Annotated in this window: 14 protein-coding genes; all 14 read right to left on the bottom strand. The window is 66.5% G+C overall.

What is annotated here, in order from left to right; genetic code table 11:
* Window position 1 precedes the first annotated feature (1 nt).
* Window positions 2–847: a 30S ribosomal protein S3 gene (rpsC, locus tag ACWCSD_RS01705; RefSeq protein ID WP_352362898.1), complete on the bottom strand. Its 846-nt coding sequence runs from the start codon at window positions 845–847 to the stop codon at window positions 2–4.
* A complete protein-coding gene (gene rplV, locus ACWCSD_RS01700) occupies window positions 847–1,200 on the bottom strand; it encodes a 50S ribosomal protein L22 (protein ID WP_080043235.1) in 354 nt (117 codons plus the stop codon). The genes rpsC and rplV overlap by 1 nt, the downstream gene beginning before the upstream one ends.
* A gap of 31 nt (window positions 1,201–1,231) precedes the next feature.
* On the bottom strand, window positions 1,232–1,510 hold the full coding sequence (rpsS, locus tag ACWCSD_RS01695) for a 30S ribosomal protein S19 (protein ID WP_030451498.1): 279 nt from the start codon (window positions 1,508–1,510) through the stop codon (window positions 1,232–1,234).
* Between the two features lie 11 nt (window positions 1,511–1,521).
* Complete coding sequence (rplB, locus tag ACWCSD_RS01690) at window positions 1,522–2,358, bottom strand: 50S ribosomal protein L2 (RefSeq protein ID WP_125644676.1); 837 nt, start codon at window positions 2,356–2,358, stop codon at window positions 1,522–1,524.
* Window positions 2,359–2,464: 106 nt separating this feature from the next.
* Window positions 2,465–2,767, bottom strand: coding sequence for a 50S ribosomal protein L23 (gene rplW / locus ACWCSD_RS01685; protein WP_352327250.1), 303 nt, complete (start codon window positions 2,765–2,767; stop codon window positions 2,465–2,467).
* The gene (rplD, locus tag ACWCSD_RS01680) at window positions 2,767–3,417 is read right to left on the bottom strand and encodes a 50S ribosomal protein L4 (protein ID WP_352362901.1); all 651 of its coding nucleotides are present in this window, start codon (window positions 3,415–3,417) and stop codon (window positions 2,767–2,769) included. The genes rplW and rplD overlap by 1 nt, the downstream gene beginning before the upstream one ends.
* On the bottom strand, window positions 3,414–4,067 hold the full coding sequence (rplC, locus tag ACWCSD_RS01675) for a 50S ribosomal protein L3 (protein ID WP_358282128.1): 654 nt from the start codon (window positions 4,065–4,067) through the stop codon (window positions 3,414–3,416). Before rplC ends, rplD begins: the two co-directional genes overlap by 4 nt.
* Before the next feature lie 14 nt (window positions 4,068–4,081).
* The gene (rpsJ, locus tag ACWCSD_RS01670) at window positions 4,082–4,390 is read right to left on the bottom strand and encodes a 30S ribosomal protein S10 (RefSeq protein WP_012887830.1); all 309 of its coding nucleotides are present in this window, start codon (window positions 4,388–4,390) and stop codon (window positions 4,082–4,084) included.
* A 253-nt stretch (window positions 4,391–4,643) separates the two neighbouring features.
* Window positions 4,644–5,837: an elongation factor Tu gene (tuf, locus tag ACWCSD_RS01665; RefSeq protein WP_352327252.1), complete on the bottom strand. Its 1,194-nt coding sequence runs from the start codon at window positions 5,835–5,837 to the stop codon at window positions 4,644–4,646.
* Between the two features lie 109 nt (window positions 5,838–5,946).
* On the bottom strand, window positions 5,947–7,995 hold the full coding sequence (gene fusA / locus ACWCSD_RS01660; RefSeq protein WP_387669283.1) for an elongation factor G: 2,049 nt from the start codon (window positions 7,993–7,995) through the stop codon (window positions 5,947–5,949).
* A 90-nt stretch (window positions 7,996–8,085) separates the two neighbouring features.
* The gene (rpsG, locus tag ACWCSD_RS01655; protein WP_043623423.1) at window positions 8,086–8,556 is read right to left on the bottom strand and encodes a 30S ribosomal protein S7; all 471 of its coding nucleotides are present in this window, start codon (window positions 8,554–8,556) and stop codon (window positions 8,086–8,088) included.
* 2 nt (window positions 8,557–8,558) lie between these two features.
* Complete coding sequence (rpsL, locus tag ACWCSD_RS01650; RefSeq protein ID WP_020542315.1) at window positions 8,559–8,933, bottom strand: 30S ribosomal protein S12; 375 nt, start codon at window positions 8,931–8,933, stop codon at window positions 8,559–8,561.
* A gap of 557 nt (window positions 8,934–9,490) precedes the next feature.
* Window positions 9,491–13,366 carry a DNA-directed RNA polymerase subunit beta' gene (locus tag ACWCSD_RS01645; protein WP_357982792.1) on the bottom strand — a complete coding sequence of 1,292 codons (3,876 nt, stop codon included), beginning with the start codon at window positions 13,364–13,366 and terminating at the stop codon, window positions 9,491–9,493.
* 17 nt (window positions 13,367–13,383) lie between these two features.
* A partial coding sequence (locus ACWCSD_RS01640; protein ID WP_449912430.1) for a DNA-directed RNA polymerase subunit beta occupies window positions 13,384–14,016 on the bottom strand: 633 nt, incomplete at its 5' end.

Raw genomic sequence — 14,016 nt, 5'->3', positions numbered from 1 at the left:
GTCAGCTCCCTTCAGCACCCGGCTGCGCAGCCGGGCCGGTCTCAGGGGCAGCCTGCGAAGCTGCCTCGGTACGGGGGGCGCGGTCGCCACGGCCGCCGCCACGACGCGGACGGTCACCGCCGCCACGACGCGGACGGTCGCCGCCGCCACCACGACGGTCGTCACGCTCGCGACGCTGGCCGGCACGAGCGCCGGCGGCAGCCGCCTCACGCTCGGCGCGGCTGGTCGGAGCCTCGCCCTTGTAGATCCAGACCTTCACGCCGATGCGGCCGAAGGTGGTACGGGCCTCGTAGAAGCCGTAGTCGATGTCCGCGCGGAGGGTGTGCAGCGGCACGCGACCCTCACGGTAGAACTCCGACCGCGACATCTCGGCGCCGCCCAGACGACCGGCGCACTGGACACGGATGCCCTTGGCGCCGGACTTCATGGCCGACTGCATCGCCTTGCGCATGGCGCGGCGGAACGAGACACGGCTGGACAGCTGCTCGGCGACGCCCTGAGCGACGAGCTGGGCGTCGATCTCCGGGTTCTTGACCTCGAGGATGTTGAGCTGGACCTGCTTCTTGGTCAGCTTCTCGAGGTCACCGCGGATGCGGTCCGCCTCGGCGCCGCGGCGGCCGATCACGATGCCCGGACGCGCGGTGTGGATGTCCACCTGCACACGGTCCGTGGTGCGCTCGATCTCGACCTTGGAGATGCCGGCCCGCTCCATGCCCTTCTGCAGCATGCGGCGGATCGCCACGTCCTCGGCGACGTACGACTTGTACAGCTTGTCGGCGTACCACCGGCTCTTGAAGTCGGTCGTGATGCCGAGGCGGAACCCGTGCGGGTTAACCTTCTGGCCCACTATCGGGTCCTTCCCTTCGGCTCGCGGGATTCCACGATCACGGTGATGTGGCTCGTCCGCTTGTTGATCCGATAGGCGCGACCCTGTGCACGCGGGCGGAACCGCTTCAGCGTCGGGCCCTCGTCGACCCAGGCGCGGCTCACGACGAGCGTGCTGGGGTCGAGGTTGAAGTTGTGCTCGGCGTTCGCCATGGCGCTGCTGAGCACCTTGTAGATCGGCTCGCTCGCCGACTGGGGAGCGAACTGCAGCACGGCCTGCGCCTCCGAAGCGGGCAGCCCGCGAATAAGGTCCACCACGCGGCGGGCCTTGAGGGGCGTGACACGGACGAACCGCGCCTGAGCCCTGGCTTCCATCGCTTACTCCTCTAAATGCTTCTGAAGGCGTCTATCGCCGGCTGCGCCGGTCTTCCTTGACGTGGCTGCGGAACGTCCGCGTGGGGGCGAACTCTCCGAGCTTGTGGCCGATCATCGACTCGGTGACGAACACCGGGACGTGCTTGCGGCCGTCGTGCACGGCGATCGTGTGCCCGAGCATGTCGGGAACGATCATGGAGCGCCGCGACCACGTCTTGATGACGTTCTTGGTGCCCTTCTCGTTCTGGGCGTCCACCTTCTTCTGAAGGTGGTCGTCCACGAAGGGACCCTTCTTAAGGCTACGTGGCATTTCGGCTGCTCCTACCGCTTCTTCCTCTTGCTCCGACGACGGATGATCAGCCGGTCGCTGGACTTGTTGGCCTGGCGGGTGCGGCCCTCGGGCTTGCCCTTGGGGTTCACCGGGTGGCGACCGCCGGACGTCTTGCCCTCACCACCACCGTGCGGGTGGTCAACGGGGTTCATGGCGACACCACGGACGGTCGGGCGCTTGCCCTTCCACCGCATACGGCCGGCCTTGCCCCAGTTGATGTTGGCCTGCTCGGCGTTGCCGACCTGGCCGACCGACGCCCGGCAGCGCACGTCGACCATGCGCATTTCACCGGACGGCATACGCAGGGTGGCGTACTGGCCTTCCTTGGCGAGCAGCTGGATCTGGGCGCCCGCGGAACGACCGAGCTTCGCGCCGCCGCCCGGACGGAGCTCCACCGCGTGGATGAAGGTACCGGTCGGGATGTTGCGCAGCGGCAGGCAGTTGCCCGGCTTGATGTCGGCAGCGGGGCCGTTCTCGATTCGGTCGCCCTGCTTGAGGCCGGTCGGCGCGATGATGTAGCGCTTCTCACCGTCGGCGTAGTGGAGCAGAGCGATGTTGGCGGTGCGGTTGGGGTCGTACTCGATGTGAGCGACCTTCGCCGGGATGCCGTCCTTGTCATGCCTACGGAAGTCGATGATCCGGTAGGCGCGCTTGTGTCCGCCGCCCTGGTGGCGCGCGGTCACCCGGCCGTGTACGTTCCGGCCGCCCTTGCTGTGAAGGGGCGCAAGCAGCGACTTCTCGGGAGTGCTGCGGGTGATCTCGGAGAAGTCCGAGACACTCGACCCGCGGCGACCCGGAGTCGTCGGCTTGTACTTACGGATGCCCATCTTTTTCGTTCATCCTTCGTCGGTTACATGGGCGAGCCCGCCGCACCGAAATGCGACGGTCTCGTCCCTCGCAGACCTTTCGGTCCGCTTCCTATCTATGGCGCTGCTAGCCGATCTGACCGAAGATGTCGATCCGATCGCCCTCGACCAGGCTCACGATCGCGCGCTTGGTGTCGGGACGCTTGCCGAAACCGGTGCGGGTGCGCTTGCGCTTGCCCGTCCGGTTGATGGTGTTCACGCTGGTGACCTTGACCCCGAAGATCTGCTCAACGGCGATCTTGACCTGGGTCTTGTTCGCGGTCTTCTTCACCAGGAACGTGTACTTGTTGTTCTCATCGATCAGGCCGTAGCTCTTCTCAGAGACGACCGGCTTGATGATGATGTCGCGCGGGTCGGCGATCTTCTCCATCAGGCGTCTTCCTTCCCGCCCTGGCTCAGCCGCGCGACGACCTGGTCGTACGCCTCCTGGGTGAAGACCACGTCGTCGTGCACGAGCACGTCGTAGGTGTTGAGCTGCCCGGCGTCCAGCAGGTGGACCTCGGGAGCGTTACGCAGGCTCATCCAGGTCAGCTCGTCGGCCTCGTCGACGACGACGAGCACGCGGGGAGCCTGAGTGATCTTGCGCAGGGCGTCCAGGGCAGCCTTGGTCTTGGGGGTCTCCCCCGTCACCAGCGTGCTGACCACGTGGACGCGACCGCCACCGGCCCTGTCGGACAGGGCGCCGCGGAGCGCGGCGGCCTTCATCTTCTTGGGCGTGCGCTGCGAGTAGTCACGCGGCACGGGCCCGTGGACGGTGCCACCGCCGGTGAACTGCGGCGCGCGGGTCGAGCCCTGACGGGCGCGGCCGGTGCCCTTCTGGCGGTACGGCTTCTTGCCGCCACCGCTGACCTCGCCACGGGTCTTGGCCTTGTGGGTGCCCTGCCGGCGAGCGGCGAGCTGGGCCACGACCACCTGGTGGATCAGCGGAACGTTGACCGTCGTGCCGAAGACGTCTTCGGGCAGTTCGACGGTGCCGGCCTTGGCGCCGCTGGCGTCGAGGACGTCAATAGTGGTGCTCACTTGGCAGCCCCCTTCTTGGCAGCGGTGCGGACGAGGACCAGGCTGCCGTTCGCGCCGGGGATCGCACCCTTGATCAGGATGAGACCGTTCTCGGCGTCGACGGAGTGAACCTTGAGGCTCTGCACAGTGGTGCGGACGTTACCCATCCGACCGGCCATGCGCAGGCCCTTGAATACGCGGCCCGGGGTGGCGCAGCCACCGATGGAACCCGGCGAGCGGTGCTTGCGCTGCGTACCGTGCGACGCGCCCAGACCACCGAAGCCGTGCCGCTTCATGACACCGGCGAAGCCCTTGCCCTTGCTCTTGCCCGTCACGTCGACGAACTGGCCGGCCTCGAAGGTGTCGGCCAGCAGCTCCTGGCCCAGGGTGTAGTCGCTCGCGTCGTCGGTGCGGATCTCCGCGAAGTAACGGCGCGGGGTGATGTCGTGCTTACGCAGGTAGTCGCCGAGCGGCTTGTTGACCTTCCGGGGGTCGACCTGCCCGAAGCCGAGCTGAACGGCGGAGTAGCCGTCCTTGTCTGCGGTGCGGACCCGGGTCACCACGCACGGACCGGCCTCGACCACGGTCACCGGAACCATCCGGTTGTCCGCGTCGAAGACCTGGGTCATGCCGAGCTTCTTGCCCAGGACGCCCTTGATCGTCTTAGCCATGTCAGTGCGTTCCCTCAGAGCTTGATCGAAATGTCGACACCCGCGGGGAGGTCGAGCCGCATGAGCGAGTCAACCGTCTTGGGGGTCGGGTCGATGATGTCAATCAGCCGCTTGTGCGTGCGCATCTCGAAGTGCTCGCGGCTGTCCTTGTACTTGTGCGGCGAGCGGATGACGCAGTACACGTTCTTCTCGGTCGGCAGCGGCACCGGGCCCGCGACCTTCGCGCCAGTCCGCGTCACCGTCTCGACGATCTTCTTGGCCGAGCTGTCGATGACCTCGTGGTCATAGGCCTTAAGCCGGATGCGGATCTTCTGTCCCGCCATAGTGGCCTCGGTGTCCTTCGCTGTCGTCTGAAAAAGTATCGTGCGGCCTTGTGCCGCTGTGTTGCTGCAGGTCTGACCCTGCGTGACCCCACGAGACAGACACTGTTGATCTGTCTTTTCTTCCGTGATCCGGCAGTTACTTCGGTCACTATGGCCGAAGTGACTGCTGGATCACGGCGCTTTACGCGAGGCCCTTGACGCGGTACGGCGGTCGGCCCTGAATGTGGGGCCGACCGCCGCCCCGACGGTCGAGCTACTTGATGATCTTCACAACCCGGCCGGCGCCGACGGTGCGGCCACCCTCACGGATCGCGAACTTGAGGCCTTCCTCCATGGCGATGGGCTGGATCAGCTCAACGCGCATCTCGGTGTTGTCGCCCGGCATGACCATCTCGGTGCCCTCGGGGAGGTTCACCACACCGGTCACGTCAGTCGTACGGAAGTAGAACTGCGGGCGGTAGTTGTTGAAGAACGGCGTGTGGCGGCCGCCCTCGTCCTTGGACAGGATGTAGACCTGGCCGGTGAACTCGGTGTGCGGGGTCGTCGTGCCCGGCTTGATGATGCACTGGCCGCGCTCGACGTCGTCGCGCTTGATGCCGCGGAGCAGCAGGGCGGCGTTGTCGCCCGCGTGACCCTCGTCGAGCATCTTGTTGAACATCTCGATGCTGGTGACGGTGGTCGTCGTCTTCTCCGGCTTGATGCCGATGATGTCGACCTGCTCGTTGACCTTGACGATGCCGCGCTCGATACGACCGGTGACGACGGTGCCGCGACCGGTGATCGAGAAGACGTCCTCGACGGGCATGAGGAACGGCTTCTCCGTGTCACGGGGAGGCTCGGGGACGTTCTCGTCCACCGCGTTCATCAGCTCGATGATGCTGTCGGCCCACTTCTCGTCACCCTCGAGAGCCTTGAGGGCGGAGACGCGGACGACGGGCAGGTCGTCGCCGGGGAACTCCTGCGCGGACAGGAGCTCACGGACCTCCAGCTCGACGAGCTCGAGGATCTCCTCGTCGTCGACCATGTCGGCCTTGTTCAGCGCCACGACGATGTAGGGGACGCCGACCTGGCGGGCCAGGAGGACGTGCTCCTTCGTCTGCGGCATCGGGCCGTCGGTGGCGGCGACCACGAGGATCGCGCCGTCCATCTGAGCGGCACCGGTGATCATGTTCTTCACGTAGTCGGCGTGACCGGGGCAGTCAACGTGAGCGTAGTGACGCTTCTCGGTCTGGTACTCGACGTGCGCGATGGAGATCGTAATACCGCGAGCCTTCTCCTCGGGCGCCTTGTCGATCTTGTCGAACGGGGTCGCCTTGTTGAGCTCGGGGAAACGGTCGTGAAGCACCTTGGTGATCGCCGCGGTCAGCGTGGTCTTGCCGTGGTCGATGTGTCCAATGGTGCCGATGTTCATGTGCGGCTTAGTCCGCTCGAACTTGGCCTTGCCCACTGGTTCTCTCCTTGAGAATCTGACTGACTTGTCTACACACTCGGGCCCGGGAGATCCCAGACCCCTAGGCGGCGGGGTGGCTCACACCACCCCGCCAGGGACCGGGAAGTTATTCGCCCCGGGCCTTCGCGACGATCTCCTTGGCGATGCCCGGAGGCACCTCCGCGTAGGAGTCGAACTGCATGCTGTAGCTCGCGCGCCCCTGCGTCTTGCTACGCAGGTCACCCACGTAGCCGAACATCTCAGACAGCGGCACGAGCGCCTGGACGACACGGGCGCCGGCCCGCTCGTCCATCGCCTGGATCTGCCCGCGGCGACCGTTGAGGTCACCGATGACGTCACCCATGTAGTCCTCGGGCGTGGTGACCTCGACGGCCATCATCGGCTCGAGAAGAACGGCGTCCGCCTTGCGCGCGGCCTCCTTGAAGGCCATCGAGCCGGCGATCTTGAACGCCATTTCCGAGGAGTCGACGTCGTGGGCGGCACCGTCGGTCAGCGTAACCTTCACGCCCACCATCGGGTAACCGGCCAGCACGCCGAACTCGGCGGCCTCCTGGGCGCCGGCGTCGACCGAGGGGATGTACTCCCTCGGGACGCGGCCACCGGAGACCTTGTTCTGGAACTCGTAACCGTCGTTGCCCTCGCCCAGCGGCTCCAGGTCGATGATCACCCGCGCGAACTGACCGGAACCACCGGTCTGCTTCTTGTGGGTGTAGTCGACCTTCTCCACCTTGCGGCGGATGGTCTCGCGGTAGGCCACCTGCGGGCGGCCCACGTTGGCCTCGACCTTGAACTCGCGACGCATACGGTCGACGAGGATCTCCAGGTGAAGCTCGCCCATGCCCCAGATGACCGTCTGGCCGGTCTCCTCGTCACGACGGACCTGGAAGGACGGGTCCTCCTCGGCCAGCCGCTGGATGGCGGTGGACAGCTTCTCCTGGTCGCCCTTGGTCTTGGGCTCGATGGCGACGTTGATGACCGGAGCCGGGAACGTCATCGACTCGAGCACGACCGGGTTGGCCGGGTCGGCAAGGGTGTCGCCGGTCGTGGTGTCCTTCAGACCCATGACGGCGACGATCTGACCGGCGATCGCCTGCGGGCGCTCTTCGCGCTTGTTGGCGTGCATCTGGTAGATCTTGCCGATCCGCTCCTTCTTGCCCTTCACCGAGTTCACGACCTGTGAACCGGTGTCGAGGGTGCCGGAGTAGATGCGGATGTAGGTGAGCTTGCCCAGGTGCGGGTCGCTGGCGATCTTGAAGGCCAGCGCGGAGAACGGCTCGGCCGGGTCCGCGTGACGCTCGATCACCTTCTCCTCGTTGCCGACCGCGTAACCCTTGAACGCCGGGATGTCGGTCGGGGCGGGGAGGTAGGCGACGATCGCGTCGAGCAGGGGCTGGACGCCCTTGTTCTTGAACGCGGTGCCGCACAGCACCGGGTTGATGGCGCTGCTCAGCGTGGCGCGGCGGATGGCCGCGACCAGCTGCTCCTCGGTGGGCTCGGTGCCCTCCAGGAAGAGCTCCATCAGCTCGTCGTCGTTCTCGGCGACCGTCTCGATGAGGCGGTCACGCCACTCGCGGGCGGCGTCGGCGTGGTCGGCCGGGATGTCGACGGTGTCGTACATCTCGCCCTTGGCCGCGTCGGCGCTCCAGATGAGCCCCTTCATCTTGATGAGGTCGATGACGCCCTTGAAGTCGGCCTCGACACCCCACGGAAGCTGGATCACAGCGGGGGTCGCGCCCAGGCGGCTGACCATCATCTCGACGCAGCGGTGGAACTCCGCGCCGACACGGTCCATCTTGTTCACGAAGCAGATGCGCGGGACCTCGTACCGGTCAGCCTGCCGCCACACCGTCTCCGACTGCGGCTCGACACCGGCGACACCGTCGAACACGGCGACGGCACCGTCGAGGACGCGGAGCGAGCGCTCCACTTCGATGGTGAAGTCGACGTGACCCGGAGTGTCGATGATGTTGATGGTGTGACCGATCCACTCACAGGTCGTCGCGGCAGACGTGATCGTGATGCCGCGCTCCTGCTCCTGCTCCATCCAGTCCATGGTGGCAGCGCCCTCATGGACTTCACCGATCTTGTAGTTGATGCCGGTGTAGAACAGGATGCGCTCGGTCGTGGTGGTCTTGCCCGCGTCGATGTGGGCCATGATCCCGATGTTGCGGACCTTGGCCAGGTCAAGAGCGGTCGTAGCGGCCACTTTAACTCGCGTCCTCGTCGTCTCGTCGAACCCGCCGGGTTACCAGCGGTAGTGGGCGAAGGCCTTGTTGGACTCGGCCATCTTGTGGGTGTCCTCGCGCTTCTTGACACTCGCCCCGAGGCCGTTGCTGGCGTCGAGGAGCTCGTTCATGAGGCGCTCGGTCATGGTCTTCTCGCGGCGGGCGCGGGAGTACTGCACCAGCCAGCGCAGGGCCAGGGTGGTGCTGCGCGCGGCGCGCACCTCGACCGGCACCTGGTAGGTCGCGCCACCGACACGACGGCTGCGGACCTCGAGGGTGGGCTTGACGTTGTCAAGCGCGCGCTTGAGGGTGACGACCGGGTCGTTGCCCGTCTTCTCCCTGCAGCCTTCGAGGGCGCCGTAGACGATCGACTGCGCGATGGAGCGCTTGCCGTCAAGGAGCACCTTGTTGATCAGGGCGGTCACCAGCGGCGAGCTGTAAACCGGGTCAGACATGAGCTGACGACGGCCAGGAGAACCCTTACGAGGCATTGTTAGCTCTTCTCCTTCTTCGCGCCGTAGCGGCTGCGGGCCTGCTTGCGGTTGCGGACACCCTGGGTGTCGAGCGAACCGCGGATGATCTTGTAGCGAACACCAGGCAGGTCCTTCACACGACCGCCACGCACGAGCACGATGGAGTGCTCCTGCAGGTTGTGGCCCACACCGGGGATGTAAGCCGTGACCTCGATGCCGTTCGTGAGCCGAACGCGGGCCACCTTGCGCAGTGCCGAGTTGGGCTTCTTCGGGGTCGTGGTGTAAACGCGCTGGCACACACCGCGCCGCTGCGGACTCCCCTTGAGGGCAGGAGTCTTGGTCTTGGAGACCTTGTCCTGCCGGCCCTTGCGGACCAACTGCTGAATAGTGGGCACTGCCACTCCGTTTCGTGCCTTGGCCGGTGTTACGTCATTGGGTCTTGCATTTCGCAGGTTCTGCCGGTGTCATGACCTGCTGGTTTTCCTCGTCTCGGTGCCCCCGCGGTCGGGCGTGTCGCGCTATTCACACAGACACAGCCACGGAGACTTGCGAGCCTGAGAGTCCAGCCGACGCTCTCCCTATGGATATGAGCGCACAGCCGAAAGCCCGCTAGAGACGGGCACGATGCTCAAGACTACCCAGGCCCAGCCGACACGTCAAAACGGCACGGCAACGCCTGTCGGCCTCGCCGCTCCGTGCCACCGGGGCCTGTCTCATCCAGCCCATCCGAAGCGCCGCGGCAATGATACCGGGCCTGGGGACCGACGTGTGCCGATTCGCCGGGGAGCCCCCCAATCGGCCCACAGACCGTCAGGCCGGCGGACCGTCTCCCCCGGGCCCGCCCCACCCCCACAGGGCGTCTGGGAGCGTCTACGGCAGCGCGTACGGCCGGAAAAGCGCCGCGCCCGGGCCCTCTTCGGAGAGAGACCCGGGCGCGGCGCCTGCGAAACTGCTAGCGGTTGTACTGACCGAAGTCGTACTCCTCCAGCGGGACGGCCTCGCCGCTGCCCGTGCCGAAGGTGTAGTCGGCCGCGGAACCGTCGTAACCGCCGACGGTGTACATGGCGGCCTTGGCCTCCTCGGTCGGCTCGACCCGGATGTTGCGGTACTGGGGCATGCCCGTACCGGCCGGGATGAGCTTACCGATGATGACGTTCTCCTTCAGGCCCAGGAGCGAGTCGGACTTGGCGTGGATCGCCGCGTCCGTCAGGACCCTGGTCGTCTCCTGGAAGGAGGCCGCCGACAGCCACGACTCGGTGGCCAGCGACGCCTTCGTGATGCCCATGAGCACCGGACGGCCCGCGGCCGGCGAGCCGCTCTCGGCCACCGTCTCGCGGTTCATCTGCTCGAAGCGCGGACGCTCCACCAGCTCACCGGGCAGCAGGTCGGTGTCACCGGACTCCAGCACGTTCACGCGCTTGAGCATCTGCCGCACGATGATCTCGATGTGCTTGTCGTGGATCGACACACCCTGCGACCGGTAGACCTGCTGGACCTCGGCCACCAGGTGCAGCTGCACGGCCCGCGGGCCGAGGATGCGCAGCACCTCGTTGGGGTTGACCGCACCCGCGATCAGCTGCTGGCCGACCGTCACGCGCTGACCGTCCTGGACGAGCAGGCGCGAACGCATCGAGACCGGGTAGGCGATCTCCTCCGACCCGTCGTCGGGGGTGATGACGATCTTCCTGGTCTTGTCGGTCTCGTCGATCCGGGCCCGGCCCTCGGCCTCGGAGATCGGGGCGACACCCTTGGGGATGCGCGCCTCGAACAGCTCCGTGACACGGGGCAGACCGTGGGTGATGTCGGCGCCGGCCACACCACCGGTGTGGAACGTACGCATCGTCAGCTGCGTGCCGGGCTCACCGATCGACTGGGCGGCGATGATGCCGACCGCCTCGCCGACGTCCACGAGCTTGCCGGTGGCCAGCGAGCGGCCGTAGCAGGTCGCGCAGACACCGATCTTGGCCTCGCAGACGAGCGCGCTGCGGGTGCGGACGGTCTCGACGCCGGCCTCGACCAGCTTCGTCACGTGGATGTCGTTGATGTCGACACCCGCCGGGACGATGACCTTGCCGTCGACCTCGACGTCCTCGGCCATGATGCGGCCGTGCACGTTGGACTCGGCGTTCTCCGCCTTGACCAGGTTGCCCGACGCGTCGCGCTCGCCGACGTGCAGCGGGACCGCGCGGTCGGTGCCGCAGTCGATCTCACGCACGATGACGTCCTGGGCGACGTCCACCAGACGACGGGTCAGGTAACCCGAGTCGGCGGTCCGCAGGGCGGTGTCGGCCAGACCCTTTCGCTGACCGTGGGTGGAGATGAAGTACTCCAGCACCGACAGGCCCTCGCGGAAGGAGGCCTTGATCGGCCGCGGGATCGTCTCACCCTTGGTGTTGGACACCAGGCCACGGATACCGGCGATCTGCCGGACCTGCATCTTGTTACCACGGGCGCCCGAGTTGACCATCATCCAGACCGGGTTGGTCGCCGGGAAGGCGTTGACCATGTCGGTCTCGACGTCGGCCGTGGCGTGGGTCCAGATCTCGATGAGCTCCTGACGGCGCTCCTCGTCGGTGATCAGACCACGCTCGTACTCGCGCTGGACCTTGTCGGCCCGGCGCTCGTAGTTCTCCATGATGTCGGTCTTGTTCGGCGGCGCGACGACGTCCTCGATCGAGATCGTGACGCCGGAGCGGGTCGCCCAGCGGAAGCCCGCGTCCTTGAGCGCGTCGAGCGAGTTGGCGACCTCGACCTTGGGGTAGGTGTCGGCCAGCTCGTTCACGATCGTGGACAGCTGCTTCTTGCCCACCTGGAAGTTGACGAACGGGTAGCTCTCGGGGAGCGTCTGGTTGAACAGGCACCGCCCGAACGTCGTCTCCAGCCGGATCGGGTCACCCTGCTCCCAGCCCTCCGGCGCGACCCAGTCACGCGGCGGCAGGACGTCCTTGACCCGGATCTGGATCTTCGCCTGGATCTCCAGCTCGCGGCGGTCGAAGGCCATCTGTGCCTCGGCGATCGAGCCGAACACGCGGCCCTCGCCGGTTGCGCCTTCCTTCTGGGTGGTCAGCCAGTAGAGGCCGATGACCATGTCCTGGGTGGGCATCGTCACGGGCTTGCCGTCGGCCGGCTTGAGGATGTTGTTGGTCGAGAGCATCAGGATGCGTGCCTCGGCCTGGGCCTCAGCCGACAGCGGCAGGTGCACGGCCATCTGGTCGCCGTCGAAGTCCGCGTTGAAGGCGGTGCAGACGAGCGGGTGGATCTGGATGGCCTTGCCCTCGACCAGCTGCGGCTCGAACGCCTGGATGCCCAGACGGTGGAGCGTCGGAGCGCGGTTGAGCAGCACCGGGTGCTCGGTGATGACCTCTTCGAGCACGTCCCACACGACGGGGCGGGCGCGCTCGACCATCCGCTTGGCCGACTTGATGTTCTGCGCGTGGTTGAGGTCCACGAGCCGCTTCATCACGAACGGCTTGAACAGCTCCAGCGCCATCTGCTTGGGCAGACCGCACTGGTGCAGCTTGAGCTGCGGGCCGACGACGATGACCGAACGGCCGGAGTAGTCGACTCGCTTGCCCAGCAGGTTCTGGCGGAAACGACCCTGCTTGCCCTTCAGCATGTCGCTGAGGGACTTCAGCGGCCGGTTGCCGGGGCCGGTCACCGGGCGACCGCGACGGCCGTTGTCGAACAGCGCGTCGACGGCCTCCTGGAGCATCCGCTTCTCGTTGTTCACGATGATCTCGGGGGCGCCGAGGTCGAGCAGACGCTTGAGGCGGTTGTTCCGGTTGATGACCCGGCGGTACAGGTCGTTGAGGTCGGAGGTCGCGAACCGGCCACCGTCGAGCTGCACCATCGGGCGCAGGTCCGGCGGGATGACCGGGATGCAGTCGAGCACCATGCCGCGCGGCGAGTTGGTGGTGTTCAGGAACGCCGACACGACCTTGAGCCGCTTGAGGGCGCGGGCCTTCTTCTGGCCCTTGCCGCTGCGGATGGTCTCGCGCAGGTTCTCGGCCTCGGCGTCGAGGTCGAAGCTGATCAGGCGGTCCTGGATCGCCTGCGCGCCCATGCCGCCCTTGAAGTAGCGGCCGAAGCGGTCGCGCATCTCGCGGTAGAGCAGCTCGTCGCCCTCAAGGTCCTGGACCTTGAGGTTCTTGAAGCGGCTCCAGACCTCGTCGAGCCGGTCCAGCTCGCGCTGGGCACGGTCGCGGAGCTGGCGCATCTCGCGCTCGGCGCCCTCGCGGACCTTGCGCCGCTGGTCGCCCTTGGCGCCGGCGGCCTCCAGCTCGGCCAGGTCGGACTCGAGCTTCTTCTGCCTGGACTCGACGTCGGCGTCACGGCGCTGCTCGATGTGCTGCCGCTCGACGGAGATCTTCGCCTCCAGCGAGGGCAGGTCACGCTCACGCATGTCGGTGTCGACGTGCGTGATCATGTAGGCCGCGAAGTAGATGACCTTCTCCAGGTCCTTCGGGGCCAGGTCGAGCAGGTAGCCGAGGCGCGACGGCACGCCCTTGAAGTACCAGATGTGCGTGACGGGCGCGGCCAGCTCGATGTGGCCCATCCGCTCACGACGCACCTTGGCCCGGGTCACCTCGACGCCGCAGCGCTCACAGATGATGCCCTTGAACCGGACGCGCTTGTACTTGCCGCAGTAGCACTCCCAGTCGCGGGTCGGACCGAAGATCTTCTCGCAGAAGAGTCCGTCCTTTTCCGGCTTGAGAGTCCGGTAGTTGATGGTCTCGGGCTTCTTGACCTCGCCGTGCGACCACTGACGGATGTCGTCGGCGGTCGCAAGACCGATCCTGAGCTCGTCGAAGAAGTTGACGTCTAGCATTGTGTGCGATCTCCCCCTCAGACTTCTTCCACGCTGCTCGGCTCACGCCGGGACAGATCGATACCGAGTTCCTCCGCCGCGCGGAAGACGTCCTCGTCGGTGTCGCGCATCTCGATGGACATACCGTCGCTGGAGAGCACCTCGACGTTGAGGCACAGCGACTGCATTTCCTTGATGAGGACCTTGAAGGACTCCGGAATGCCCGGCTCGGGGATGTTCTCGCCCTTGACGATCGCCTCGTAGACCTTCACCCGGCCCAGCACGTCGTCGGACTTGATGGTCAGCAGCTCCTGCAGGGCGTAGGCGGCGCCGTAGGCCTCCAGCGCCCACACCTCCATCTCACCGAAGCGCTGGCCGCCGAACTGGGCCTTACCGCCCAGCGGCTGCTGCGTGATCATGGAGTACGGGCCGGTCGACCGGGCGTGGATCTTGTCGTCGACCAGGTGCAGCAGCTTGAGGATGTAGATGTAGCCGACCGAGATCGGGTACGGGAACGGCTCGCCGGAACGGCCGTCGAACAGCCGCGCCTTGCCGCTCTGCTGCACCATGCGGTCACCGTCACGGTTGGCGATGGTGTTGCCGAGCAGGCCGACGATCTCCTCCTCGTGCGCGCCGTCGAAGACCGGGGTGGCCATGTTGGTACGCGGGGC

This window comes from Nonomuraea sp. NPDC001684, assembly GCF_053596515.1.
The sequence above is the reverse complement of the archived record's forward strand: the minus strand, read 5'-3'. Positions and strand labels throughout refer to the sequence as shown.

Excerpts from the sequence above, each read along its gene's own strand:
- rplV (WP_080043235.1), bottom strand. The coding sequence starts at position 1,200 with ATGGAAGCCAGGGCTCAGGCGCGGTTCGTCCGTGTCACGCCCCTCAAG.
- rplB (WP_125644676.1), bottom strand. The coding sequence starts at position 2,358 with ATGGGCATCCGTAAGTACAAGCCGACGACTCCGGGTCGCCGCGGGTCG.
- rpsS (WP_030451498.1), bottom strand. The coding sequence starts at position 1,510 with ATGCCACGTAGCCTTAAGAAGGGTCCCTTCGTGGACGACCACCTTCAG.
- rplW (WP_352327250.1), bottom strand. The coding sequence starts at position 2,767 with ATGGAGAAGATCGCCGACCCGCGCGACATCATCATCAAGCCGGTCGTC.
- fusA (WP_387669283.1), bottom strand. The coding sequence starts at position 7,995 with ATGGCCCACATCGACGCGGGCAAGACCACCACGACCGAGCGCATCCTG.
- rpsJ (WP_012887830.1), bottom strand. The coding sequence starts at position 4,390 with ATGGCGGGACAGAAGATCCGCATCCGGCTTAAGGCCTATGACCACGAG.
- ACWCSD_RS01645 (WP_357982792.1), bottom strand. The coding sequence starts at position 13,366 with ATGCTAGACGTCAACTTCTTCGACGAGCTCAGGATCGGTCTTGCGACC.
- rpsG (WP_043623423.1), bottom strand. The coding sequence starts at position 8,556 with ATGCCTCGTAAGGGTTCTCCTGGCCGTCGTCAGCTCATGTCTGACCCG.
- rplC (WP_358282128.1), bottom strand. The coding sequence starts at position 4,067 with ATGGCTAAGACGATCAAGGGCGTCCTGGGCAAGAAGCTCGGCATGACC.